The 25,676-nt window shown below is 42.5% G+C and carries 20 protein-coding genes; 13 read left to right on the forward strand and 7 right to left on the reverse strand.

The window, feature by feature from the left end:
- Window positions 1-101: 101 nt before the first annotated feature.
- Window positions 102-647, reverse strand: a complete 546-nt coding sequence (locus ACVBIU_RS09800) for a GspH/FimT family pseudopilin (RefSeq protein WP_447163698.1) — start codon at window positions 645-647, stop codon at window positions 102-104.
- Window positions 648-1,513: 866 nt separating this feature from the next.
- Between ACVBIU_RS09800 and pilV the strand changes: the two genes are divergently transcribed.
- The 6 genes from pilV to ACVBIU_RS09830 are packed head-to-tail and all read left to right on the forward strand — an operon-like array spanning window position 1,514 to window position 7,806.
- A complete protein-coding gene (pilV, locus tag ACVBIU_RS09805) occupies window positions 1,514-2,074 on the forward strand; it encodes a type IV pilus modification protein PilV (protein ID WP_447163697.1) in 561 nt (186 codons plus the stop codon).
- Window positions 2,075-2,078: 4 nt separating this feature from the next.
- Entirely contained in the window at window positions 2,079-3,068 is a 990-nt protein-coding gene (locus ACVBIU_RS09810) for a PilW family protein (RefSeq protein ID WP_447163696.1), read from the forward strand.
- A gap of 16 nt (window positions 3,069-3,084) precedes the next feature.
- Window positions 3,085-3,516: a pilus assembly PilX family protein gene (locus ACVBIU_RS09815; protein WP_447163701.1), complete on the forward strand. Its 432-nt coding sequence runs from the start codon at window positions 3,085-3,087 to the stop codon at window positions 3,514-3,516.
- Between the two features lie 2 nt (window positions 3,517-3,518).
- A complete protein-coding gene (locus ACVBIU_RS09820) occupies window positions 3,519-7,103 on the forward strand; it encodes a pilus assembly protein (protein WP_447163695.1) in 3,585 nt (1,194 codons plus the stop codon).
- An 8-nt stretch (window positions 7,104-7,111) separates the two neighbouring features.
- Window positions 7,112-7,504 carry a type IV pilin protein gene (locus tag ACVBIU_RS09825; RefSeq protein ID WP_447163694.1) on the forward strand — a complete coding sequence of 131 codons (393 nt, stop codon included), beginning with the start codon at window positions 7,112-7,114 and terminating at the stop codon, window positions 7,502-7,504.
- Window positions 7,504-7,806, forward strand: coding sequence for a TapY2 family type IVa secretion system protein (locus ACVBIU_RS09830; protein WP_447163693.1), 303 nt, complete (start codon window positions 7,504-7,506; stop codon window positions 7,804-7,806). Before ACVBIU_RS09825 ends, ACVBIU_RS09830 begins: the two co-directional genes overlap by 1 nt.
- A gap of 150 nt (window positions 7,807-7,956) precedes the next feature.
- Here ACVBIU_RS09830 and ACVBIU_RS09835 read toward each other — a convergent pair whose 3' ends face one another.
- The 3 genes from ACVBIU_RS09835 to ACVBIU_RS09845 form a co-directional block, all read right to left on the reverse strand.
- Window positions 7,957-8,229 carry a GspH/FimT family protein gene (locus tag ACVBIU_RS09835; RefSeq protein WP_447163692.1) on the reverse strand — a complete coding sequence of 91 codons (273 nt, stop codon included), beginning with the start codon at window positions 8,227-8,229 and terminating at the stop codon, window positions 7,957-7,959.
- 3 nt (window positions 8,230-8,232) lie between these two features.
- Entirely contained in the window at window positions 8,233-8,415 is a 183-nt protein-coding gene (locus ACVBIU_RS09840; protein WP_447164944.1) for a pilus assembly FimT family protein, read from the reverse strand.
- A gap of 135 nt (window positions 8,416-8,550) precedes the next feature.
- The gene (locus tag ACVBIU_RS09845; protein WP_447160468.1) at window positions 8,551-9,063 is read right to left on the reverse strand and encodes a GspH/FimT family pseudopilin; all 513 of its coding nucleotides are present in this window, start codon (window positions 9,061-9,063) and stop codon (window positions 8,551-8,553) included.
- 239 nt (window positions 9,064-9,302) lie between these two features.
- Between ACVBIU_RS09845 and ACVBIU_RS09850 the strand changes: the two genes are divergently transcribed.
- The gene (locus tag ACVBIU_RS09850) at window positions 9,303-9,641 is read left to right on the forward strand and encodes a P-II family nitrogen regulator (protein WP_012154353.1); all 339 of its coding nucleotides are present in this window, start codon (window positions 9,303-9,305) and stop codon (window positions 9,639-9,641) included.
- 82 nt (window positions 9,642-9,723) lie between these two features.
- On the opposite strand, the gene ACVBIU_RS09855 is transcribed toward ACVBIU_RS09850, so the two are convergent.
- Window positions 9,724-10,740: a LacI family DNA-binding transcriptional regulator gene (locus ACVBIU_RS09855; RefSeq protein WP_447163691.1), complete on the reverse strand. Its 1,017-nt coding sequence runs from the start codon at window positions 10,738-10,740 to the stop codon at window positions 9,724-9,726.
- 419 nt (window positions 10,741-11,159) lie between these two features.
- Here ACVBIU_RS09855 and ACVBIU_RS09860 point away from each other — a divergent pair, with 419 nt between their 5' ends.
- Both ACVBIU_RS09860 and ACVBIU_RS09865 read left to right on the forward strand, forming a co-directional pair.
- A complete protein-coding gene (locus ACVBIU_RS09860) occupies window positions 11,160-13,796 on the forward strand; it encodes a TonB-dependent receptor (RefSeq protein WP_447160470.1) in 2,637 nt (878 codons plus the stop codon).
- A 176-nt stretch (window positions 13,797-13,972) separates the two neighbouring features.
- Window positions 13,973-15,493 (forward strand): tryptophan halogenase family protein, encoded by a 1,521-nt coding sequence (locus ACVBIU_RS09865; RefSeq protein ID WP_447163690.1) that lies wholly within the window; start codon window positions 13,973-13,975, stop codon window positions 15,491-15,493.
- A 107-nt stretch (window positions 15,494-15,600) separates the two neighbouring features.
- Here ACVBIU_RS09865 and ACVBIU_RS09870 read toward each other — a convergent pair whose 3' ends face one another.
- Window positions 15,601-17,160, reverse strand: a complete 1,560-nt coding sequence (locus ACVBIU_RS09870) for a tryptophan halogenase family protein (protein ID WP_447164945.1) — start codon at window positions 17,158-17,160, stop codon at window positions 15,601-15,603.
- 59 nt (window positions 17,161-17,219) lie between these two features.
- Window positions 17,220-17,948, reverse strand: coding sequence for a SapC family protein (locus tag ACVBIU_RS09875; RefSeq protein WP_447160473.1), 729 nt, complete (start codon window positions 17,946-17,948; stop codon window positions 17,220-17,222).
- A gap of 844 nt (window positions 17,949-18,792) precedes the next feature.
- On the opposite strand from ACVBIU_RS09875, the gene ACVBIU_RS09880 reads away from it, so the two are divergent.
- From ACVBIU_RS09880 to nagX, 4 genes are all read left to right on the forward strand, one after another.
- Window positions 18,793-21,462: a family 20 glycosylhydrolase gene (locus ACVBIU_RS09880; protein ID WP_447163688.1), complete on the forward strand. Its 2,670-nt coding sequence runs from the start codon at window positions 18,793-18,795 to the stop codon at window positions 21,460-21,462.
- Between the two features lie 237 nt (window positions 21,463-21,699).
- The gene (nagK, locus tag ACVBIU_RS09885) at window positions 21,700-22,596 is read left to right on the forward strand and encodes an N-acetylglucosamine kinase (protein ID WP_447160475.1); all 897 of its coding nucleotides are present in this window, start codon (window positions 21,700-21,702) and stop codon (window positions 22,594-22,596) included.
- Window positions 22,597-22,661: 65 nt separating this feature from the next.
- Entirely contained in the window at window positions 22,662-23,795 is a 1,134-nt protein-coding gene (nagA, locus tag ACVBIU_RS09890; RefSeq protein ID WP_447163687.1) for an N-acetylglucosamine-6-phosphate deacetylase, read from the forward strand.
- A 433-nt stretch (window positions 23,796-24,228) separates the two neighbouring features.
- Entirely contained in the window at window positions 24,229-25,386 is a 1,158-nt protein-coding gene (gene nagX, locus ACVBIU_RS09895) for a transmembrane glucosamine N-acetyltransferase NagX (RefSeq protein ID WP_447163686.1), read from the forward strand.
- Window positions 25,387-25,676 lie beyond the last annotated feature (290 nt).

Consider the following 25,676-nt stretch of genomic DNA (forward strand, 5'->3'; position numbering starts at 1 on the left):
TGTTTAAAAACACTCGGATTTTGCCATCTTATAAAGATCGGTCAACCGATCAATAAACTGCTAAATGATCGGCATTAACCAATAATTGGTGGTTTTTTTATTTAACTGCAGCTTAGTCCAGTTGCAGTAGAAGTTCGTACCTTGCCTGATGAAATGATATCTACGGCTTTTGAGTGCTCATTCGTCTTACTCGAAGGGCAATATACAATTTGCCTGTTAGCGCCTGATGAGATTCCCGTTAGCATTCCTTCTGGGCTGAAACTAATTGAGCTTAACGCATAGCTAACAAAGTCATTTGAGTTAAATGCATCGACTTCACGAATGACCTGATCTGTTACTGCCCCGGTACTATCAATAGTCCCAACCGTACCGTTATCAATAAAGATACTGTATCCGCCTTTCCAGTCTGTGCCACATTTAGTACCCGATAGTGGGCAAACGGTCACTATAGCACCATAGCTAATAGCGTGACTTCGAGCGAAAGTTAGAGATTGCTTGATATTTCGAATTGCTGAATCGCTGCGAGAAGCTTCGTACATAGCCGTTAAGGAGGGAGCTGCAATACTGATTAGTATTGTTGCTACAGCTAAAGTTACCATTAGCTCAACAAGAGTGAAAGCGTGTATTGTTTTTTTATAGTCTCTCATGGCGGTATCCTTTGCCTAATAACTCTTGCAGTATATTACAACGATCATGGCTTTTCTGCAGATATATTAGTTTGTAGAAATTTAAAAAGGTCTTGACAGTAAAGGAAAATAACTCAAAGCGCCATTAGTGGCATAAGCGTCCCCCTCAACTAGGTACCTAATGGCAGTTCGAGCGTCACAGCCTTGCTTATGTAAAGGCGTATAGAGCTTTATTGTGATGCCAAGTAGATTGCCAATTTTCTGCCAAAAATAAAGATTGAATAGGTGATTCAGTCACTATAGCTCTTAATCCACACAAGTCGGACAGGTGCTTCCTTTTGAGCTTAAAGTGCTACAAGTGCTGTAATTATGAAGGCCTCTCTGGCTATCCAGTTTGTTTTTTGTCCCCCCGTAGCTTAATTAGCATTGTTGAGTGAACGTTAGAGTAATTTTTCCGCCAATTTATGTTCGTCAGCCACATGGTTAATGGTTTAGAGCGTGTTGAAGTAACTATTGGACATAGGCCACTAAAAGTGTTGGTTAAGCTCGCTGCTGGAGTAAATATAAAGATGCCAGCAAGTGCTTAAAAAGAAGTTGAAGTGGTATTAGAGGAAGGGTTTTGCGTTACCTTTAGTGATTTGGTGATAATTTGAACGCCAATGCACAAATTAAAATAAAAAAAAAGTGGCTTGGTCTTCTTTTTTTTTGAATTAAATTCAGCTACATAAAGCATAACAACAGGCAAGTAGGACTTGACAAGTTACACATAGTACTCGACTACTCCGTTATTAATCTGTATGTTTTATGTTGTCGCAAGTTACCGATTTATAAAGGTAAAAGAATAATAACAGCGTCAAGAATATGGCGGACGAAGAGGGATTGACGGAATGGAAACCAAAGAGGAAGGACTTTCATTAATTGAAGTGTTGGTTGCTTTGGTGATCCTGGTCGTCGGCTTGGTTGGGGTATTCAATCTTCATATCATCTCTAAACGCGGTAGTTTTGAGTCATTTCAGCAGACTCAGGCGTCTTATTACGCTAACGATATTATTAGTCGTATCAAATTAAACCGTTCTCAACTTACATCGTATTCAGGCACTTACAATGGCACGTTATCTATTCCGGGCAAACGTTGTGATGTTTCTGTGGGGCAACCTATTGATACCTGCGATACATTTGAGACTCGATTATGGGATCTTTATCAATTGGATCAGCAAATTTTAGGCTACTCAGAAGTGCTTGATGGTAAAAATGTTGGCGGGCTAGATAACGCTACAGCTTGTATAGATGCAAAGGCTAGTGGTGAGGTTACTGTTGTACTTAGTTGGCGTGGAATGAATAAAGTGAGTAAAGCTGGGCCTCTTCAACCCGTTTTTGTGCGTGGTTGTGGTGAAAGTAAAAACAAGAACCAACGTCGATTTTACTTCATTAATACGGTAATTCTTTAACCTTATGAATACGGAAAATAAATTAAGTAATACGCAGCTTGGTTTTTCGCTTGTTGAACTGATGGTTGCAATGATCGTCAGTTTATTTTTGACTCTTGGTGTTTTTTCTATGTTCGCAATGTCTTCTACGAACGTGACAACGACTAGTCAGTTTAATCAATTGCAAGAAAATGGCCGAATTGCACTTGCTCTAATTGGAAGAGATGTTAGTCAACTAGGTTTTATGGGGGATATGACTGGTACTGACTTTGTGCTTGGGATGAATACAACGATTAACGCCCCAACTATTGCTGCTGCTAATGATTGTATAGGGGCAGGGGCTAACAATGCGAGCTTTCCAAATAATCAGGCTGCTCATTTTAGACGTATTTGGGGTTATGAACATAGCGCCGGAGGTGGGGGGATGGCATGTCTTCCCGATGTATCACTCGATACCGATGTACTGCAAGTTAAGCGATTAATAGGACCGTCTATAGCGCCTGCGGCACTGAGTTCAAGTCGCTATTATATGGCGACAACGTCTAGCCAGGCCGTTATCTTTGCAGGAGATCAAGCTGTACCTCCGTTAACTAACTCCCGAATTTGGGAGCTTCAACATCATGTGTATTTCATACAAACTGATAATAATGTGCCCGTACTTATGCGTAGAGTGTTAGGTAACGGTGGAATGAAATCAGGAAGTAGCTATGAACAACTCGTTGAGGGAATAGAAAATATTAGAGTTATGTATGGCTTCGATAGTAACGGCGATAAAAGTGCAGATAGTTTTAGGCCAGCACAAAGCACGACAAGCTTTATGTGGGATAACACCGCTTTGCAGCGCTTAGTCGCGGTTCGTATTTATGTATTAGTCCGCTCTCTTGAAGAAGATTATAGTTATACCAACAACACGATTTATACGCTTGGTGACAAAGAAATTACGGCAAATGGTGATGGGTTTCGCCGCAAGGTCGTTATGACCACCGTAGTGCTTGAAAATCCCATTTTGCTTTAGGACGTAATGTATGAAAATCAAACAACAGAAGGGAGTTGTACTTTTTTTCTCTCTTATTATTTTGCTGATTATGACGGTAATTGGTGTAGCGCTAGCGATAAACTCTAATCAATCTATAAAAATGGCCGGGGCGGGGTCTGAGAGGATCGAAGCGATGGTTGAAGCTCATGGCGCGTTGGATAAAGTTTTAGCGGCAAAAGCTGGAACGACTTTAGCAAATATCAATGCTTCGCAAACAGTCGTAGACGATACATTTAATGCATCTAGTACTTTAGCACCTATGGTTGATGGTGATGTGGCTTGTCAAAGAAGTTCGGCGGCGAGTGGCGCAAATTTGATTAGCTGTAGGCGAGTGGAGGTTTCTACTGATGCAAATTTTGGACGAAATGATATGGGCCGAGTCAGTATTGTCACAGGTGTTGAGCAAGAAGTATTAACAGGGAGTTAACTATGTTGGGTAAGCGAATTTTTACAGCAGCTATATTCGCTGTCGCGGTTTTCTCTGGTGCAAGCCATAGTGATGATACCGAGCTCTATGTTTATGAATCATCGGCCCGTTCTGGAGCAAGGCCCCAAGTGCTTATTATCTTTGATAATTCAGGTAGTATGGGGAATATGGTCGATGATGCTGAGGCATTTTATGATCCGGATGTCACTTATCCTGCGGTAGGAAGTGATAATTCTCTACAGGAGAGAATGGTCTATTTTACTAAAGGTGGTATTGATAATACAGCAATGCCTGTGCCTGATAGCCCATCAGAAAGCCGTCGTTTTTTATCAGAGATAAACGGTTGTGAGACCTCTTGGGATTACCTAGAAAAGTATGGTGTTTTTACTGGTTTCTTCAGAGAGTATGGCTTTTCGGGACAAAATGGAACATGGCAGGAAGTGCCTGATAACAATGGCGCCAATATTACTCATATTGATTGTTTCGATGATATAGAAGGCAAAAAGTGGCGTAATGCACCTAATCAACCATCAGGTTTTCCGATTGATAGTGCAGGTAAAAAGCAAAATCCAATTCGCTACGCAGAAGTTAATGGCGGGTCTAGTCAAGCAGAAATCGATGCCGCTTATGAACAAGCGAAGCAGACAGCTTTTGGAACCGGCCAACCTATTACTCTCTATACGGATAACTACTTGCGTTGGTATCACGGCGACCAAGAGACTGTACCAAAGACTCGATTAGCAATCGCTAAAGAGGTGATTAAAAACACCATTGTCACGACGCCAAGTGTTGATTTCGGCCTCGCTATTTTTAACATTAACTATCCTCGAGAGGGGGATGGCGATGGTGGACGGATTATCTCTGGTATAAAGGTGATGAATGAAGACAATAAAATCTCGTTACTGGAAACCATTGATAACTTACCAGCTTCAACCAATACGCCGTTATGTGAAACCCTTTATGAAGCCTATCGCTATTTCTCTGGTAAAAGCGTTTATTTCGGTGATGACGATTATAATGTCGGTAACTTAGGTTATAAAAAGAACATTCCCCCTCGTGATACGGACAAGAATGTAGAATCTAACGGGAAGTATGTTTCGCCTTTTAAAGAATGTCAGAACCGAGCCTATGTTGTTTATATTACCGATGGTGTTCCGACATTAGATCAAAATGCCAATCAGGAAGTATTAGATTTACCCGGCGTAAACACTAGCGACAAATTTATAAATACTAGCCCTTCTTTTACCAGTTACCTGCCAGCGTTAGCTGGTTGGATGAATACTAATGATGTCAATACATCTGAAGACTATCCTGATGACCAAAATGTAACGACATTTACGATTGGCTTTAGTGAAGGGGCTGCAGACGCGGCAGATTTACTATTAAAAACAGCAGAGAAGGGGGGCGGACAATATTTTGCGGCAGCGAATGCATCCGCTTTACAGTCTGCGCTACAACAAGTCTTTTCACAGATTTTAGAAGTTAATGCGAGCTTTACTTCTCCCTCTATTGCGAGTAATAACTTCGATAGAACTCGAACCTTTGACTCTGTTTACTATGCGATGTTTTTACCTAATAAAGGACCAAGGTGGTCTGGTAACTTGAAGAAGTTTAGAGTAACAGGTGATGGTGATATCGTTGATAAGAATGGAGTTAATGCCATAGGGGATGATGGTAACTTAGTCTCTTCGGCATGTTCTTATTGGACATTGGACTCTACCTGTGCAGCTGCTAGTGATGGTGGCGACGGTAATGATGTTAGAGTTGGTGGCGCTGCAGAATCTGTACGAAAAGTCCCTCAGAGAACAATTTTAAGTAATATTGGCTCTAATGGCAGCATGGCGACATTTAATAAGTCGAATGCATCTAGCTATGCGGGGGGGGATGCTCAGCTTGCACTGCATATGGGCGTGGATGAAACTCAATTGGAAGAGGCGTTCAATTGGGTCAAAGGTTACGATACTGATGATGATAATGGTAACTCACAGACTGATGATGTCCGTGAGCAACTTATGGGCGACCCACTTCACTCGCGGCCGTTAGCTATCAACTTTGGTACTGCTAACACACCTGATATTCGGATCCTAATGGGAACCAATCATGGCTTTTTGCATATGTTTAAAGATGAAGATGCAACCGTGAGTGAATCTTGGGCCTTTATGCCATATGAGTTATTGCCCAATATTAGGGAATTAAAGGCTAATGTTCCAACAGGGGTTCATTCTGTTTATGGTCTCGATAGCTCTCCTGTTAGTTACGTCAAGACCGGAGCTTCGGGGGTGGAGAAAGCATGGGTCTTTGTTGGAATGCGTCGTGGTGGTAAATCATACTATGCTTTCGATGTTACGACTCCTGACTCTCCTAGGTTTATGTGGAAAATTGATTCTAATAGCGCAGGAATGGCTGAGCTAGCTCAAACTTGGTCAGAACCGGTCGTTACCCACATCCCTGGTTGGCCTACGGGCAATACTGATCCTAGTAAGGCAAAGCCCGTATTGATCTTCGGTGCAGGTTACTCACCGTCAACGAAAGACGGCGCTGCAGTGGGGATGAACGATTCAGAAGGTCGTGGTGTTTATATTCTTGATGCTGAAACTGGCACTCTAGTACATTCATTTGGTCCAAGTTCAGCATCTAATACGACTCAGCTTCCGGGGATTACAGATAGTATTCCTAACTCTGTAGCTGTATTAGATAGTAATAGTGATAAGTTAACCGATAGAATTTATGCCTCGGATACTGGCGGTAATATTTGGCGACTGGATCTCCCTAGTGCTAACCCTAAAGATTCGACCCACCCTTGGACAGCATTTAAATTCGCTGATTTAGGAGGGGGCTCCTTAACAAACGATAGACGCTTCTTTGCTGAGCCTGTTGTTGCTCAAACTGTTTTTACCAATTTATCTGAAGTTGATGTGACTTATGATGGCACCACTACGACAGTAAAAACTTATCAGGATATACCTTATGATGCCGTAGCTATTGGGACTGGACATCGTCCACACCCTTCAGACAAGACTCGTCAAGATAAGTTATTTACTCTACAAGATCGTAATGTGGTGACACGATCTTTTAATGGATCGAGTGAAAATACGGTTCCTGAGGCTATTACTTTGGCGGATCTTTATGACATTACGAATAAAGCAGCCTCAACTGAATCGGAGAATATTGCCTTTGGTAAGAAGTTGGGCTGGTATTATAGCCTGGGAGATACAGGTGAGAAGAGTCTAGCCGGCGCATCGATTATTCAGGGCATGGTGTATTTTACTTCTTATGTACCCGGAGATACCTCTTCAAGCAACCAGTGTTTGATCGCAGGGATGGGGCGCTTATACCCTTTTGCTTTGCATAAAGGGACTCGAACTTATACGCAAGAGTATATTGAATTAGGCGAAAGAGTGCCAGATACGCCCCCTCCATTAATACCTGAAGGGGATATCTATTTCCCCATTCCCGATGCTCCAAGACTGCCTTGCGTTGAGGGAGATATTAACTGCCCTAAACCACCCGAGTGCCAAAACGGTGATGATAAGTGTGTTGGTTCTGCTCTTGGGATTAACCGTATTTATTACCATGCAAAGGACTAAGGTATTTTATGTTTAACGCTAAAGGTTTCACACTTATCGAGTTAATGGTTACTGTTGCGATAATAGGAATATTAGCTTCAATTGCATACCCCTCTTATATTGATTATGTTATTAAATCTGCACGTTCCGATGCGCAAATAATGTTATTGGAAGCGGCTAATAAACAAGAGCAGCTATATTTAGATTCCCGAGTTTATACAGTTTATATGACAACTCTGGGTTACCCTGAAAGCCCTGCCTTAACTGAAAATGGTTACTTTAAGGTTAGTAGTGTGGTTCCAGAGAAAGGGCGGTTTAAACTAACCGCTACGGCTACTGGTAACCATTCTTATAGAGATCAAGTTTGTAATTCAATGGCAATTACTGAATCAGGAGTCAAGACTCCGCTGGAGTGCTGGTAATGAAAAAACTGTTATGTTGCCTATTTTTAATTTTGCTGTCGAATTCAGTAGTAGCGGCAAAGACAAAAGAGGTGAAAGACTTTAAATGCTTTCTTAAAACGACTAAAGCTGACCAAATAGGCTTTTACTCTTGGCCTATTAACAAGCTAAAGCTTAAAATGGCAAAGTTACCAGCAAATAAAGTACCAGATAGAAACGACGGTAATCGAGCCTACATTAAGGAAGTTGTTGAGTGCGTGGGGTTGCACGAAACCTTTAATACCGCAGCAGGGAAAAAACTAGATAGTTTAACTGTTCGGTAATCAACTTATTTAAAAGCAGTAATATGGCTAATTACTGCTTTTACGTTTAGCTACAGGTTGTCGTTGCTGTTGAAAACCTGATCTTACCAGTGCGACTGATTTCCACTGCTTTGGCATTATCATTGGTTTTACTTGTTGGACAATATGAGATTATACCTGAGGTAAATTTCCCGTTGTAAGACCATCAGAAGAGAAACTAATAGACTTTTCATCGTAGCTAATGAAATCTTTTGAATTAAAAGCATCCACAACTCTAATCACTTTGTCATCTATACCATTAGTGCTATCAAGCGTTCCAAGTGTTCCATTATCTATCAATACACTGAGCCCATCTTGCCAATTGCTGCCACATGTACTTCCTACAAGTGGACAAACACTGACGACAGAAGCATAGCTGATTGCTTGGCCTCGGGCTAACTGCAATGATTATTGTATGTTCCTAATTGCTGAATCGCTTCGTGTATTTTCATAGAATTTGGTAAACGAAGGCACAGCGATTGTGATGAGAATGGTCGCAACGGCTAACGTCACCATTAGCTCTACAAGAGTGAAAGCGTGTATTGTTTTTTGTACTTTCTCATGGCGATTTCCTTTGCCTAATAACGCCATCAGTATATTACACTTTCGATGTATTTTCAGTAACCAAACCCGCCACCTTACATGCCAATATATTGGCTTGTATGCATTTTCTGACTTTATCCTAGGAAGAATTTTTGAGTTAATCAGTAGGTGCTCCGTAAGTGTTTAGTCACAACTGATATCCGTTTTCTTTGAGAAGCGGATCCTTCCTGACTGGCTAACAATGATGGCTCTCGAGTATTCACTGTTTGCTGAGTCTGGACAGTATTTTAATGTGCCGTTAGTACCAGAGGCGAGACCTTCAGGTTGAAACCGAATTGCCGATCGATTGTAACTAATGTAATCCTTTGAGTTAAATGGACCTATTTGATAAATAATTTTGTCATTACCATCAATAATATTAGACTGGCCTGAATCAGTAAAAATACTGATATTACCTTGCCAATCATTGCCACAGGCATGTGCCGTTAACGGACAGACTGTCACCCTAGAACCATAGGCAACCGCATGGTTTCTTGCCATCTGAATTGACTGCTGAATTTTTCTAATATTAGAATCGGATCGCACGCCTGCATATATAGAGTTAAAAGAAGGCACTGCAATTACTGTCAATATGGTGGCAACAACTAAGGTCACCATGAGTTCAACTAGAGTGAATCCGCTTGATTTATAGTACATATTAACTCTTCCTTGAGTTGCATATTTACATCCTGTAAATATTGAGTGGGGTACAGCCGAAGTATAGTCTACTGATGACGAATTTAAGTGCGCATTGGTATATTGTTCGGTTATATGAAGACTGCGTTTACTTTTGTGCTAACCCATAAATCACTTTAGACTTCATAGTTTTGCTACTGCGTGATAAGCTACCGCGCAGTCAAATTAAGCCTTTCAGCAAGTTTTTAGGGAGTTTTACAATGAAAAAAGTCGAAGCCATTATTAAACCATTTAAGTTAGATGATGTGCGCGAATCACTTGCTGATATAGGTATTACTGGTATGACTGTTTCTGAAGTAAAAGGCTTCGGTCGTCAGAAGGGGCATACCGAGCTTTATCGTGGTGCTGAGTACATGGTTGATTTTTTGCCAAAAGTTAAAATTGAGCTAGTGATTCAAGATGAACTGCTTGAGCAGGCTTTAGAAGTCATCGTTGATACGGCGCGAACCGGTAAGATTGGCGATGGTAAAATTTTCGTGACAGATATTGAGCGTGTTATTCGTATTCGTACCGGTGAAGAGAACGAAGAAGCGGTATAAACGTTAACGACTTTTTCGCATTATCTGATTGTACAAATAATGCGAAAAAGCAGCTACAGAGTTTAGTTGAACATAGCCGACATTAAATTCGTGGCTTGGCTGATGAGTCTCTGATGACAGGCTCTGGCTGGAAGATTTTAGCTACATCAGACTTTTGTTCTCGGCGTTTAGCGATGAGTAACTCTGTCGCAATATGTGCGATCTCTTCATTGGGTTGATGCACTGTGGTTAGCTTAGGCCAAGTCTGACGTGAAAAAGGACTATCCTCAAACCCTACAATAGATATGTCTGACGGAATATCTACCCCTTCGAGTCTTGCTGCAAATAATGCACCTGCGGCGATCTCATCATTACAAGCTACAATAGCTGTCGGTCTCACCTGTTTCTTAAGTAAGACTTTGGCTCCTTCAACGCCAGACTCAAATGAATACTTGCCATCTATGATATAGCTTTCATTGAGTGAGATACGGTTATCTTTCAATGCCTGCTTAAATCCGGCTAAACGTTCTTTGGTCGACTCATGCTCATGATCACCGCTTAAGAATGCGATATCTTTATGGCCAAGATCAATCAGATGCTGAGTAATGGAAATTGCACCGGATCTATCGTTAACCATAACGGCTAAGCCTGTGTCTGCTTTGACTTTATCCCCTGCGATAATGCGCACATAGCTAGCATCGATTTTGTCTAGCTCAGCTAAGATAATAGGATCTTCAGATAACGGCGGGGTTAGCACCAAACCGGATAAACGGTTGTGCTTAACTAATTTAGTCAGCTCTTCACAAATATTTTTTGATTTAGAGTTGCAAGGGTGAATGAGCAGCTCGTAACCCAAATCTTTGCAAGCAGAAAGAATGCCATTTTGCATATCGATGATGTAATAAGCATTAGGGTTATCATAAATAAAACCAATTACATATGACTTTGTTCCAGCCAGATTTCGCGCAGCCAAGTTGGGCTGGTAATTAAGTTCTGCAATCGCGGTATTCACTTTGTCGATAGTCTCTTGCTTTACCGAAGGCTCATTATTGGTAACCCGTGACACGGTTTTTATCGATACGCCTGCATGTTTAGCGACATCATTTATGGTGACTTTCATTAAGCGAGATTCTCTTCGTTACACATTCTGCGTTGCCAAACCATGGTAACACAAGATTAACAATTGGCGCTGAGATGGTGCCATTTGCCCGTAAATTTAGCGGTATAGTGCGAAGTTTTATCCAAATTAGCAATGATAAGCAGGCAACTTTTATGTTTTTTTACTCGGATTAAAAAAAAGTCACTTATTAGTCACAATGTTTTCTGTGATTTAACTATATGTATTTTAATGACTATTAAGTCGTGCAATATCGGTCATTGTTATTTTATACAATTATAATGAGCTCGGTGGTTATTTTGTTGTGGCGCGACTGTTAATAATTGTGTAATGTTTGCCCTAGACATGACAGCGTTGTCATTCCGCTTCTGGAATGGTTATGGATATAAAAAAAAGATAATAAGTTATGGAAGGGAAACGAGATGCGACCATCTACCTTTAAGAAAAGTGTACTAGCTACAAATATCGCGCTGCTAATGAGTGGCGCTATGTCAGTTTCTGCAATAGCAGCAGAGGCTGATGCGAAAGCTGCAGCAGACGAAAACATTGAAAAAATTGAAGTTCGCGGCATGCGCGCTTCAATGAAAGCGTCAATCAATGAAAAAAGATTTTCAGATTCTGTTGTTGATGCCATTACCGCAGAAGATATTGGTAAGTTTCCCGATGGCGATGTGGGTGAGTCACTCGCTCGTATTCCGGGTGTTACGGTTAACCGTCAGTTTGGCCAAGGCCAACAGGTTTCCATTCGTGGTGCATCAAGCCAATTGACCCGTACCTTATTAAATGGCCACGCTGTTGCATCAACAGGTTGGTTCGATCAGCAAGCTATTGACCGTAGCTTTAACTATTCACTGCTACCGCCTGAGATGGTAAGTGGCATTGAGGTTTACAAGTCATCTCAAGCAGACCTTCCTGAAGGTGGCATTGGTGGTACGGTAATCGTTAAGACTCGTAAACCACTGGATTTAGATGCAAACACCGTTTTTATTAGCGCAAAAGGCGATTACGGTACGATTTCAGAAAGTATCGACCCTGAGCTTTCTGGTCTTTATAGCTGGAAAAATGATGATGAAAACTTTGGTGTTTTAGTCTCAGCAGCAGGTTCTGAAACTGACTACCAGCGTAACGGTATTGAAACACTGCTTGGTTGGGGTGAAATAGTCCCATCTACTTTCCAGCAAGACCGTAAACGTACCGCTATCAATGTGGCTGCACAGTATCGTCCAACCGATGCGCTAGAGTTTGGTCTGACTTATACCGGCTTAGAGATGAAAGCCAATAACGCCAATACCTCTATCTTCCTATTCCCGACTCAGCAAGGCGTGAATACCTGTAATCAAGTCAATGCCGCAGGCGTTTGTACTGATATTACTCATACTGGTGAAGGTGGATTTGCTTGGGCCCAAACGTGGGCACGTAAAGCAAAAATGACATCTGACACGCTTGATTTTGATTTTAACTATGAAGCTGAAAACTTTACTGTTGATGGCCGTGTGGGTAACACTAAATCAGATGGTGGTACTAGCTTAACCTCTAACTATGGTAACTCAATTGGCCAACCGGGTGACTTTGCTGGTCGTTACGATGCCACCGGTAAGATTATTGACATCGATATCGCTAAAAAAGACTTTGATGCAGGTGATTTCAATGGCGACCTGTCAACAGCTGCTTGGGCATTGAAGAAGCAGCCAAACAGTGACGAAGAAACCTATGCAGATTTAAACTTCACGATCCCTGTTGAGTTAGGTGCAATTACCTCATTCAAGACGGGCGTTCGTTATGCAGATCATGACGTAACACAGCAAACCGATCTTGCAATTGTCGGTGATATTGCAGTGCGTGACCCATCATATTATTACAACGGTACAATTTCATCAGGTGCAGGCTTTACTCTGCCAAAACCTAACTTTGATGCAATGATCAACGATGCGAATGCCGCTATTACAGGTTTTGAGCGTGATAAGTCAGGTTATGGAACGCTGAATGAGAAAAACTTCTCTATGTACGCCATGGCGACGTTCCAGTCTGAAGGTATTCGCGGTAACGTCGGTCTACGCTATGTATCTAGTGATGTGAGGTCAGATTATTATGCATTGAGCGATACCGGCCAGTTTGCTGATAATTTAAGTACTGATAAAGCGAGCTACAGCGATGTATTACCAAGCATTAATATTGCTTTTGATTTAACTTCAGATTTGATTTTACGTACAACCGCCGCGCAGGTGATGTCTCGTCCTAACTACTCTGAGTTGTTTGCGACATCGACCTTACCAGGGCTAAACGATGGTGTTCCTGGTAATGAGAAGTTAAATAAAGGTTCTGTCTCACTAGACCCATTTAAAGCGACACAGGCTGACGTGAGCCTTGAGTGGTATTTCGGTGGCGAAGGGCTTGCGGCGATTACCTACTTTATTAAAGACGTGAACTCATTCATTTCTACTCGTCAAAAGCTTAATCAGCAGATTGGTATTGACGATAATGATGTTAAAGCTGATTGGGAAAATAATGGTAACCCAAGTGCTTGTGGTGAAGGCGTATTTGACTGCTGGACAGTGAGTGAGAAGTACAATGCCGAAGGTGGTCGAATTGAAGGTGTTGAACTACAGCTTCAAGACTCTTTCGATAATGGTCTAGGTTACTCGGCAAACTATACCTTCGCTGATGCGAGCTCTCCATCAGAAAACTATCCAGATCAAGTGGGTGTGTTCTCTGATTCATCGAAGCACACTGTTAACTTGGTTGGCTTTTATGAGATGGACTCATTCTCTGCACGTCTTGCCTATAACTGGCGTAGCGAGTACATGATGCGTGAGCTGCCAGGTTTCTACGGTAACCGTCAGCACGAAGATTATGGCACACTTGACTTGAGTGCATCATACAGCGTAACAGAGTGGATGGATGTGACGTTCGAAGCTGTTAACCTAACAGAAGAAGATAGCGTTCAAACGGGTGTTGCCCCGCTTGATGCAGAGGTTATCCCAGAGTTTAAAGCTGACTACCCCGTGTGGAGCTTTGAGGGCGAAGCACGTTACAAAGTTGGCGTAGCATTGCGCTTCTAATCAATACAATATAGTCGTCATCAAAAAGCCCAGCATTTGCTGGGTTTTTTATTAAATAACAATCTGATAATTAGCATTTTTTATTGGAGTGCTAAGAACTAAATGCCAAATATTAAATACTTAGTGTGTGCTAGTTTGGTATTGGTCTTTTTGACTCAAGGATATTGAGAGGGTCTATGGATATTAAAAGAATTGCTATCGTAGGTGGCGGCACAGCAGGCTGGCTGGCTGCGAATCACTTAGGTAAGGCTGCGCTAAGCAATCAGCATTTATCGGTAACTTTAATCGAGTCTCCTGATATTCCTACTATAGGGGTCGGTGAGGGCACTGTCCCTGCTATTCGTCAATCGCTTAACAGTTTTGGGATCAGTGAGGCAGAGTTTATTCGTCGCTGTGATGTGACTTTCAAGCAATCAATAAAGTTTGTTAATTGGCTTGATAAAAACAGCCATGGTGAGGAAAACTTTTATCATCACCTCTTTGATATGCCTGCGGCAATGGGAGAAGCGTTAACGGCTCAATGGTTGTCTAAAAAAGATCGCGCTTACGCAGGAACTATATCGCCTCAACACGCAGTTTGCGAGGCATATAAAGCCCCTAAAGCGATCACAGATCCAGAGTACAGTGGTCGTTTGGGGTATGCCTATCACCTTAATGCGGCAAAGTTTGCTGAGCTGTTAGGAGAAAATGCAACAGAGCGCTTTGGAGTCGAACATATTCGTGCGAACGTAAAACAGGTCGTATTAGGTGAAGAGGGCGAAATCAAGTCTTTAGTGACAGATACCAGTGGTACGCTTGATTTTGACTTTTATATCGACTGTTCAGGCTTCGCTTCATTGTTAATTGACGGTTCATTAAAGGTGCCGTTTATCAGTAAGGCTGAGGAGTTGTTTGTCGATAAAGCTGTTGTGGTTCAAGTCGCTACCGCAAGTGACGATATTATTCCTCCCTTCACCGTTTCTACGGCGCATCAAGCCGGTTGGATTTGGGATATTGCATTAAGCAATCGACGTGGAGTGGGCTTTGTTTACTGTTCTAAATACATGGATGATGCGACTGCGGTGAGCAAACTGGACAAGTATCTAGGTGGAAAGCTTTCTGAGCATCAGCACAGAGTTATTCCTATGACGGTCGGCTACCGTGAGCGCTCGTGGGAGAAAAACTGCGTAGCATTGGGTTTGGCGCAGGGTTTCTTAGAGCCCCTTGAGGCCACATCAATCTTATTAACTGACTTTGCAGCAGGTTTGTTAGCGAGTCGTTTTCCTACCTCGACAGAACAATTACCTGTTCTGAAACAGCGTTTTAACCATGTAATGGAGTATGCCTGGGAGCGAGTGGTTGATTTTATCAAGTTGCATTATTGCTTGTCAGATAGAGCCGACTCTCAGTTTTGGATTGATAATCGTTGTCCCGCAACAATGTCTGATACGCTTAAAAATCGTTTGGCCCTTTGGCAAGATTTTGTACCTAATAGAGAAGACTTCTTTAGTAAATTTGAGGTTTTCGATTTAGAAAACTACCTCTATGTGCTTTATGGCATGCACTATACCACTGAGGTTAATCAGGATAAAAGCGAACTGAATAACAGCTCCTATCAGCAAAGGCTAGATGAGGTTTCAGCTCAGTTAATTAGTGTTCTGCCAGAACACCGAGAGCTACTTGAAAAAATTAAGCGCTATGGTCTACAAAGGGTGTAGCGTCTAGCGATGCTCAAATAGCGCTTACGGAGAGCATCTAAGAATCGTGCACCTGGGAATAGTACTCAGAGGAATAGTACTCAGGGATAATATCCAGGGATAACGTACTAAGAGTACGGATTAGAACCTCTCCACTCTTTACCGTAAAGGGATTGGAGCTGCTGCTGATGTGGCGGAAAGTGCTGTGTGACGGTATTAAAGTATTTGATAATATTATCAAGTTTAACCGCTTTATCGCTTGCCAGCTTGTTGGTGTTTTGTGGGTTAAAACGTTCTTTCCCGGCTAACAGGCAGTACCAACTCGGAGTCAGGTAGGCCGTATGGCTTTGTGTCGCTTGTAGCACTGTCTCTAGATCGCCATCAGGTGAATCCCAAACCGCTATGATTTGCTTTAGCTTGTCAGAGCAGGTTTGCAGGTTTCGTGCATCAAGCCAATATTGGCTATCGGTGCGAGTATTTAAAAAATAATGTGCCTGAATGTAGTCTTTAATGGCATCAAACATCGCATTAATCTTGCTGTTAAATAGGTTTTGCTGGCTTAACTCAGCTCTTGCATAGCTGCGAATAAACTCTTCTAGCGTATATTGCACTGCCATTAAGGCTGTGGCCTCAAGGGGCTCGATAAAGCCTTGAGAAAGGCCCACCGCTAGCACATTTTTATGCCAATGTTTTTCAACTCTTCCGAGTCGCATAGATAAATGCTTGGCAGGCATACCTTCACAGTCATTGCCAATATGTGCCCTCAATTCTGCTTCAGCTGTGTTGCTATCAATATACTTTGAGGAATATACATAACCATTACCATAACGGCTACTTAAGGGGATCTTCCATGCCCAACCTGCACTTAAAGCCGCGGACTCAGTGAAAGGTGGCATAGGTTCACAGTTATTGATATTCGATGGGATCGCGATTGCGCTATCGTTGAGCAAACTGTCTGAATAGTCTTTAAATGATGTTTTTAGGGTTTTACCAATTAATAAAGCGCTAAAACCTGTGCAATCAACAAATAGCTCGCTGGTAAGTCTTTCACCGGACTGAGTGAGAAGCTGCTTTATATTATTTTTTTCATCAGTCTCAATATGTTCGACTGTATCAGAGACATGCTTTACCCCTAGTTTTATTGCGCGCTCTTTTAGATATTCACCTAATAATGCAGAATCAAAATGATAGCCATATTCCATAGTGCCATTGAGCGCTATATCGGTGTTTGGACTGCGGTTTTCTTTTGCTAAAAAGCTTTGTAACCAGTAATTATCAGGATGTGCATCGACCGCAAAACCTTGACGCTTTAGGTCAGTGTTATGGATAAACGCCTGACCTGTTTTGGTATCAATATCAGAATAAAACGGATGAAAGTAGCTATTGTGTTCAATGTTAGACAGCCAGTTAGGGAAGCTAATACCACATTTGTAAGTGGCATTACATCTGGGCATCCATTCAGATTCTGCTATTTCTAGGGTTTCAAAAAAACGTTTTAATGCTGGAGTGGAGCCTTCTCCTACACCAATCTTTGCAATTTCGGCAGAATCGATAACGGTAATGTTACAGCCAGCACTGCCCCAAGCATGACGCAAAAGACTTGCGCTCATCCAACCGGCGGTGCCTCCACCTATAATAATTATCTTTTTTGGAGGAGTCGTAGCGATCATTTGGTCTACCTTTGGCATTTGCGAACTATCAGCCGTAGCAACCACAAAGATGCTTTACGGCTGAACTCTCACATTAACTAATGAGTTAAGTCGTACTGATTTTGTTTTTCGATAAGGCGAGGGATCTGCTGCAGTGATAGCAGATGGGCGTAGATAAGCGGTAGTAATCCATTATCTTTTAGTGATAAAAACTCATCATTACTCAGCTGGTTTAAAGTCTGTTCATCAACGACATAGACACCATCAATATTGATAGGTTGTTCACTTTGCGCAAGCTTTATTGTTAGCTGCTTTACGCTAAATAACCCTTTTGCGGCGAGCAACTGACAGATATTGTTTGTTTGTTCATTAAAGGCGGCTATTTCGAGCAATGCTTGAGTACGCTTTTTTAGGTATTCACTTTGCTCTTTGTCGTCGTTAAATACCCGCTGAGCACTGTCATCAGACTCGGTAACTAAAGGGCTGCTAGTATCAATACAGACGAGAACATTATCACTGTCTTGGTTGGGTTTGACTAAAGACAGTGGTGCATTATTAAAACCACGAGGTTTAACTGCTGCGGGCCAGTTACTATTTTGGCAGTACAGATTGAGGCTATCTTTAATCCCCATCATAGCGACGGGAATAAATTGACCTGTTTCGCTATTTTTTACAAATACTAGCGGAAACTCTATCGCCAAATGATGAAACTCATGAAAAACCACAGGTATCAGGTTTTGATCGGCAAAACGGCTGTAATCTTGTGACTCGCTAATGAGCAAGTTAAGGTGATGGTCAGAATTAAGAGGGACGATATTATTGTTCATTCTACTGAGTCCTTTGGTACAGCCATTTAGACTGTGGCATAAATAGCTGTGAGTACAGCTTCAATAAATACAGCTTCAATAAATACAGCTTTGTATATACTGGCTCGATAAATACAGCTTCAATAAATATAGCTTTGTAAATACAGGCTCTATAAATACAGCTTTGTAAATATTGCGTCGTTAAATATTATTTAGCCTAAAGTAGGGCAACACTCATGTGTGTTACTTGTTAACGATAGGTATACTAATAAGTGACAGCGCTGTCAATAATTGACCTTAAACAGCTAAGCAATTTGTTGTCTTCGAGTGATACTGGCAATAGAGGATTGAAATGGGGTTAACGTTACTCGCATTGAGTGCTTTTTAATCCTCAGGGGGGAGATCGCTTTAACTGGGGGGATTTCTTAACTACATGTTTAAAAGAAGCTTTATTAGATATTTTTAATTGCCAACAGTGATTCAGAGCTTAAGTGTCAAATAAATGTAGTTGTTTTGTACACTTTTGTGTATATTTAAATGACAGCGTTGTCATCTGCTTGTGTGACAGGTTGTTTGTAAGGTCTACATGAAGAGGATGAGGTCTCCTACTTCATGTTTTTGGCAAACATGATGTTTGTTACTCCTATATAGTCTCTCCCCAGAAACTAGTATGGGCCGAGTGCTTTATGAGTACTCGGCCATTTTTTTATCTGGCACAATGGAAGAGACGCGTAGGTTGGTATAGGGGTTCGCTTACTTCTAAAGGGGAGGAAGTGGCGAGACTAAATTCAAATAAATCCAAACAAATCAAAATAAATTAAATTATTTCACCTTTGATATAAGAATATTGATAACGAGGAAAGTAATGAAAATTAACGTGGTAGTCGCCGCAATAGCATTGGCACTAGCGGCAAGTGCTTGCTCTAACCCAAATGAAGCCCCAGCAAGTTCAAAGGCATCCAGCCCGCAAACTGTCAATCAAGGTGTTTTGACGCAATCAATTCTTAATAACATTGCCGATACCCTCGATGTTCAATATACCGTTGTAACCAATGTTCCCGATGATAACTGTGATAAAAACGTTAGTGATGGACGATGCTTCTTAGCCGAAATTGCGCTCACTTCCCAAATGGATATCAGCAATAAAGACTGGTCTATCTATTTCTCTCAGATGCGTCCGATTCAAAGCATCGTTGGCGATGAGTTTGATATTACGCGAGTGCAAGGCGATCTACACAAGATAACACCCGCTGCAGGCTTTAAAGGGCTTACACTCGGCGAAACTAAAACCATCCAGTTTAGAGGCGAGCTGTGGCAACTTTCTGAAATTGATGCCATGCCAAATTACTATATCGTTGCTGAAGGCCTTGAGCCCGTCATTATTCGTAGTACACAAGTCACGGTTGATCCTGAAACAGGCATGGAGGTGCGTCCCTATGTCAGTGCCTTTAGTAATAGCGAAACCCAATATAAACGCCGTGAAATCGACAAGCTAGAATGGGCTACAACAGGAGTGTTGTATCGCAATAACTTAGCTACGCCTAATAACGTGGCCTTGGCTGAAAACAGTATTTTACCAACACCCGTTAAGGTTGAAATTAAAGCCGCGAGTCAGCCTGTTTCGCTGCAATCTGGGTTAAATGTCGAGCTCAATGACGTCAGCTTAGCTGCGGTTGATGCTGCGCTACAAAGATTAGCGCGAATTGGTGTGAGTCAAAGTGATAAAGGGCTCAAGACAGTACTATTGCCATTAACCTCAGCAGCGACTACAGGACAATATCGTTTGGATATTTCTCCTGAGATGATCAGTATTTCTGCCGCCGATGACGCGGGCTTCTCATATGGTCTTGCCTCATTGGCATCTCTTGTCGATGCCAATACGTTAGAGATTAACCCAATGCTGGTGGAAGACTCACCACGTTACGATTTTCGCGGCATGCATATCGATGTCTCGCGTAACTTCCATAGCAAACAGTTGATTTTAGACCTGCTAGATCAAATGGCAGCATACAAGCTTAACAAGCTGCACCTGCACATGGCCGATGATGAAGGTTGGCGTTTAGAGATTGCAGATCTTCCTGAGCTGACAGAGGTTGGCAGTAAGCGTTGTCATGATCTCAATGAAGATAGCTGTTTATTGCCTCAGCTGGGTAGTGGCCCCTTTAGCGATGCTAAAGTGAATGGCTACTATAGCAAAGCCGATTACATTGAAATTCTAAAATACGCTAACGCAAGACAAATCCAAGTGATCCCATCGATGGATATGCCAGGTCACTCACGCGCAGCGATTAAGTCAATGGAAGCAAGGTATCGCACTTTGATGGCTGCAGATAAAGCCGAAGCAGCTAAACAATATCTATTGTCCGACAGCGAAGATAAAACGGTTTATTCATCAATACAGTACTACAACGACAACACCTTGAATGTGTGTATGGAATCGACCTTTACCTTTATTAATAAAGTCATTGATGAAATCGCTGCTATGCACAAACAAGCGGGTGTGCCGCTTAACCTTTATCACATAGGTGCCGATGAAACGGCAGGTGCTTGGTTAGCGTCTCCAGCATGTAAGGCCTTTATTGCTAACAATGATAAAGGCGTAACTAGCATGGAAGAGCTCGGTGCTTACTTTATCGAAAGAACGGCTAAGTTACTTGCTGACAAAGGTATAGAGGCTGCCGGCTGGAGTGATGGTATGAGCCATACACGCCCTGAAAACATGCCCAAACAAGTCCAATCAAATATTTGGGACGTAGTCGCTCATGGCGGTCATCAACGCGCTCACACCCAGGCTAATCTTGGTTGGCAGGCTGTGTTAGGTCAGCCTGAAGTCTTATATTTTGACTTCCCGTATGAGGCCGACCCTAAAGAGCACGGCTATTACTGGGCGAGTCGTAATACCAACTCACAGAAAATACATAGCTTTATGCCGGGTAACTTGCCAGCCAATGCAGAGCAATGGACTGACATCGAAAACTTGCCTTTTGAAGCCGATGATACGCTTAAAAAAGATGAGGCGGGTAACATCATTAGCGGACCATTAAAAGCCTCAATGCAATTTACGGGTATTCAAGGTCAGCTATGGAGCGAAACCGTGCGCAGTGATGATGTTGCTGAATACATGATGTTTCCTCGAGTAATGATGCTCGCTGAGCGTGCATGGCATAAGCCACAGTGGGAAGTACCTTATCAATACCAAGGCGCGGTTTATAATCAACAAAGTGGCTTCTTTACTAAAGAGATGCGTCAAGCTCAGGCTGATGATTGGCACCGTGTGGCAAACACCTTAGGTGCTAAAGAACTTCTTAAGCTAGATAAAGCAGATATCGCCTATCGAGTTCCTACAGCTGGTGCTGTCATCAAAGATGGAAAATTGTTTGCCAATGTGATTTTTCCAGGTCTTAGTATTGAATATCGTGATGCAACAGGACAATGGCAGGCATATTCAGATGGTGTAGCAGTTACCGCGCCAGTTGAGGTGCGTGTTATTGCAGCTGACGGTAAGCGTAAAGGGCGCGCTCTAATTGTTAAGTAACAATTACTCAACAGGTGTATTGGTTGTAAATGTAAGTATTAACTAAGCTTGAACGTAGCAGTGCTAAGGCGTTGCTGCGTTTTTTGGGTTTTTGTGAGCAAGTTTAAAAAACAAATGACAACGCTGTCATTGTTGTTGTAACATGAGGTTAACTTGGTGGGCTTTATTCGCAATTCGCGTATATAAAACCCAGATCCATTCTGCACTAAAAGAATGAGAACAATAAAGAGGTCTGTCATGGGCATGAGCCAGACGAAAGAAGAGTCCCTATACATAGGAATCGACGGTGGTGGTAGTAAGTGCCGTGCAACAATTTACACTCGTGACTATCGAGTTCTCGGTACGGGTGTCGCAGGGCGCGCCAATCCCCTTCATGGTTTAGCTCAAACATTTCAATCCATTGAAGAGTCTAGCCAACTGGCATTGGCTGATGCGGGTCTGACTCCCGCCGATAGCAAGCGTTTAATCGCAGGCCTTGGATTAGCCGGAGTGAATGTGCCTAGGCTGTATCAAGATATCGCCACTTGGCAGCATCCGTTTGCCAGTATGTATTTGACTACCGACTTACACACAGCCTGTATTGGTGCACATCAAGGCCTAGATGGCGCGGTTATTATCACAGGTACAGGCTCTTGTGGTTACGCTCGCGTAGCAGATAAAGAGCTGTTTTTAGGCGGCCACGGCTTTGCCTTAGGTGATAAGGGAAGTGGCGCTTGGCTGGGGCTTAAGGCGAGTGAAAGCGCGTTATTAGATTTAGATGGCTTTGGTGAGAAAACCTTATTAAGTCAGCGACTCTATGAATACTTTGAGGTTAATAGTGCATTAGGCATTGTTGAAAACCTCGCTGGGCAGTCATCAAGTACCTACGCCAAGCTTGCTAGAATCGTGTTTGAATGTGCGGCGCAAAATGATGGCGTCGCTCTGGACATAGTGCGTGAAGGCGCAGGCTATATAAGCGAACTAGCTAGAAAGTTATTTGAGTTAAATCCGCCTCGATTTTCTATGATTGGTGGATTAGCTGAACCACTAGCAGCTTGGTTAGACGAAGATGTATTAGGTAGACTTTCACCCACACTGCAGCCGCCAGAGTGGGGCGCAGCCTTTTATGCTCAGCAGCAAGATGCGAAGGCTTAAGCGCGGGCATGTATAGCAGATAGAAAACAATTCAATGGCGCCATATTTGAGTAAGCGAGAATAAAATGAAGCAGACGATAATTGCAGATCGCGTGTTTGACGGAACTCGATTCCATACTGACTTGCCTATCACGTTTGAAGACGGCCATATATTGGCGTTTGATACGGTGCAGGGGGCCAGCGAGTCACGCGTAAGCGGCCTTATTGCACCAGGCTTTATTGACGTACAAGTTAATGGCGGTGGTGGGGTGTTATTTAATGCCTCTCCGAGCTTACGAGGCATTGAAGCCATTGGCCAAGCTCATGCTAAATTTGGCACTACGGCTTTTCTACCGACGTTAATTACCGATGATGTCAGTGTTATGCGTCAAGCTGCTGATGCCGTTGCAGAGGTGATAACGATAAACAGTGCAGGAGTTGTAGGTGTTCACTTTGAAGGGCCCCATTTAAGTGTGCCTAAAAAAGGTGTGCACCCACAGCCTCATATTAGACGCATTTCAGATGCGGAACTTGAGGTTTTTAGTCGTCAAGATTTAGGCATCAAAGTCGTTACTCTCGCACCTGAAAATGTGAGTCCTGAAGTCATAGAGGCCTTAGTTAAAGCTGATGTAAGAGTGTGTCTAGGCCACTCTAATGCAGATTACGAGACGGTTAAAAGAGCCCTTGGCGCTGGTGCTTCTGGGTTTACTCATCTATTTAATGCCATGTCTGCACTAGATTCAAGAAATCCTGGCATGGTTGGTGCTGCGCTTGAGAGCCAGGATGCCTGGTGTGGCTTGATTGTTGATGGTCACCATGTTCACCCAGCTTCGGCAAGAGTCGCAATCAATGCCAAGCCTAAAGGTAAGGTGATGTTAGTGACTGATGCAATGCCGCCAGTCGGCTTGGAGGAGGAGGTCAGCTTTGAGCTCTTTGGTACTCAGGTGCTGCGTGTTGGCGACAGGCTCAACGCTGTAACGGGTGAGCTTGCGGGCTGCGTGCTCGATATGGCTGGTGCGGTGGCTAATACTATCAATATGTTGGGTATTGAGCCTGCAGAAGCACTGCGAATGGCATCGCTATACCCAGCTGAATTTTTAGGTATTAGTGACAAGATGGGAACACTTAAGCTTGGCGGCCGAGCCGATATGGTGCTGGTTGATAATAACTATGGTGCCGTGCAAACCTTCATTGCTGGTGAGCGAGTTTTTAAGCGTTAGGCTGTCTAGATACTCTTATCTGGATTCTCTGGTCTAGGTGCTGCTGTCTAGATGAGCTATGTTATCGAGCTTATGTAGAGCCTAAGTGTTAGACATTCTTCTGTTAAGTGCTCTTTTATTAAGGTTTTTTCTATTAAAGACTTTGTTGCTAAGGGCTTTGCTACTAAGGGCTCTGTAGCAAAGAGCCTTGCATTCAAGACCTCAGTACCCAAGGATTAAGTACTCAAGGATTATGTATCCAAGGGCTCAATCACTAAGCATTTTAGAGCTCTGTATTTAGGAGCTCAGCACTTAAGCACTCAAGTACTCAGTATCTAAGAATTTACAGTTAACAACGAAGCTGTCAATCAAAGCCTCAGTAGTGAATACTAACTTGAAAAACAAAGGCTTTGATTTATACCCATTATAAAAAGTCGTAGAAAGGGTCGTTACCATGACAATAATAACAAATAACCCCCAATCAAATGAAAAGCCCAGAGTAAAGCTTAGGCTCAAGTCTTTAGATGCATTACGTGGCTTTGATATGTTCTGGATCTTAGGTGGCGAAGCTATTTTTGCTGCTTTGTTGGTGATGACCGGTTGGGCTGGCTTTAAGTGGTTTGACGCGCAAATGCATCATAGTGCTTGGAACGGCTTTACCTTCTACGACTTAATTTTCCCGTTATTTATTTTCCTGTCAGGTGTCGCATTAGGCTTGTCACCAAAACGCCTTGATAAGTTGCCAATACCTCAACGTTTTCCTTTATATAAACATGCGGTAAAACGACTGCTGTTATTACTGTTTTTTGGCGTGATTTATAACCATGGCTGGGGTACAGGGGCACTATTTTCTGCTGACGACGTTCGCTATGCCAGTGTGTTAGGCAGAATCGCGTTTGCTTGGTTTTTTTGTGCTTTACTGGTTTGGCACACTAGCTTGCGGACACAAATTATCACCGCGATTACAGTGCTAATTGGTTATGCTTTACTACAAGCCTTTCCCGTTATATCCCTTGATGACACAGGTCCATTTACTGTGACGGGCTCAATTAATGCGGCAGTTGATAGTTTGTTTTTACCTGGAGTGACTTATCAAAATGCGGCGGTTGATCCAGAAGGTATACTCTCGACGATCCCTGCTGTAGTTAATGGCTTAATAGGAGTGTTTGTGGGGCACTTTATCGTCAAGCCCCATGCTCAAGGTGACTGGTATAAAGTGGCTATATTAATGGCATCGGGTATCGCGTTCGTTGGGGGAGGCTGGTTGTTATCTCCTCTCATTCCTGTGAACAAAACCCTATGGACCAGCAGTTTTACCTTAGTGACATCGGGTTGGAGCATACTGCTCTTGGCACTGTTTTACGCCATCATTGATGTCATTAAAGTGCAGAAATGGGCCTTTTTATTTACGGTCATTGGCTGCAACTCAATTGTGATTTATATTGCGTCGAGTATCGTAAATTGGAGCTACACCGCAAGCAGCTTATTTGGTGGCGTGATTTTAAGTTTGCCTGAGAATGCGCAGGCATTAGCAAGCGTTATAGGCTTATTATTGGTGCAGTGGTTGGTACTTTACTGGATGTATAAGCGCGAGATTTTCATCAAGGTTTAAGTTGTTAGCCTTAAACTTACTCTTAAGTTAAATCTAAAGCTTGGGCTTTATACTGCCTGGGAGTAAGCGGGGAGGCAACTTTAACTAAGTTAAATAGGTTGTTTAAGTAAAAATGACAGCGTTGTCTTTTTTGCAATAATGCTTTAACATCGATGAAACATTGGGCTTTGAATTAGCACTACGTTAAAAAGCTAAGCACAGAATATAAGCAGATGACAGTCTGCAAAAGCTAAGTGGTATCAATGAAGGATGGGGTAGCAGTTTAATCTGGTATCATAAAATCAATTACT

It is taken from the genome of Shewanella sp. 30m-14 (genome assembly GCF_052977125.1).

Coding starts and splice junctions, on each gene's coding strand:
- ACVBIU_RS09800 (WP_447163698.1), bottom strand. CDS start 647: ATGAGAGACTATAAAAAAACAATACACGCTTTCACTCTTGTTGAGCTA.
- pilV (WP_447163697.1), top strand. CDS start 1,514: ATGGAAACCAAAGAGGAAGGACTTTCATTAATTGAAGTGTTGGTTGCT.
- ACVBIU_RS09810 (WP_447163696.1), top strand. CDS start 2,079: ATGAATACGGAAAATAAATTAAGTAATACGCAGCTTGGTTTTTCGCTT.
- ACVBIU_RS09820 (WP_447163695.1), top strand. CDS start 3,519: ATGTTGGGTAAGCGAATTTTTACAGCAGCTATATTCGCTGTCGCGGTT.
- ACVBIU_RS09825 (WP_447163694.1), top strand. CDS start 7,112: ATGTTTAACGCTAAAGGTTTCACACTTATCGAGTTAATGGTTACTGTT.
- ACVBIU_RS09830 (WP_447163693.1), top strand. CDS start 7,504: ATGAAAAAACTGTTATGTTGCCTATTTTTAATTTTGCTGTCGAATTCA.
- ACVBIU_RS09840 (WP_447164944.1), bottom strand. CDS start 8,415: ATGGCGTTATTAGGCAAAGGAAATCGCCATGAGAAAGTACAAAAAACA.
- ACVBIU_RS09845 (WP_447160468.1), bottom strand. CDS start 9,063: ATGTACTATAAATCAAGCGGATTCACTCTAGTTGAACTCATGGTGACC.
- ACVBIU_RS09850 (WP_012154353.1), top strand. CDS start 9,303: ATGAAAAAAGTCGAAGCCATTATTAAACCATTTAAGTTAGATGATGTG.
- ACVBIU_RS09855 (WP_447163691.1), bottom strand. CDS start 10,740: ATGAAAGTCACCATAAATGATGTCGCTAAACATGCAGGCGTATCGATA.
- ACVBIU_RS09860 (WP_447160470.1), top strand. CDS start 11,160: ATGCGACCATCTACCTTTAAGAAAAGTGTACTAGCTACAAATATCGCG.
- ACVBIU_RS09865 (WP_447163690.1), top strand. CDS start 13,973: ATGGATATTAAAAGAATTGCTATCGTAGGTGGCGGCACAGCAGGCTGG.
- ACVBIU_RS09870 (WP_447164945.1), bottom strand. CDS start 17,160: ATGCCAAAGGTAGACCAAATGATCGCTACGACTCCTCCAAAAAAGATA.
- ACVBIU_RS09875 (WP_447160473.1), bottom strand. CDS start 17,948: ATGAACAATAATATCGTCCCTCTTAATTCTGACCATCACCTTAACTTG.
- ACVBIU_RS09880 (WP_447163688.1), top strand. CDS start 18,793: ATGAAAATTAACGTGGTAGTCGCCGCAATAGCATTGGCACTAGCGGCA.
- nagK (WP_447160475.1), top strand. CDS start 21,700: ATGGGCATGAGCCAGACGAAAGAAGAGTCCCTATACATAGGAATCGAC.
- nagA (WP_447163687.1), top strand. CDS start 22,662: ATGAAGCAGACGATAATTGCAGATCGCGTGTTTGACGGAACTCGATTC.
- nagX (WP_447163686.1), top strand. CDS start 24,229: ATGACAATAATAACAAATAACCCCCAATCAAATGAAAAGCCCAGAGTA.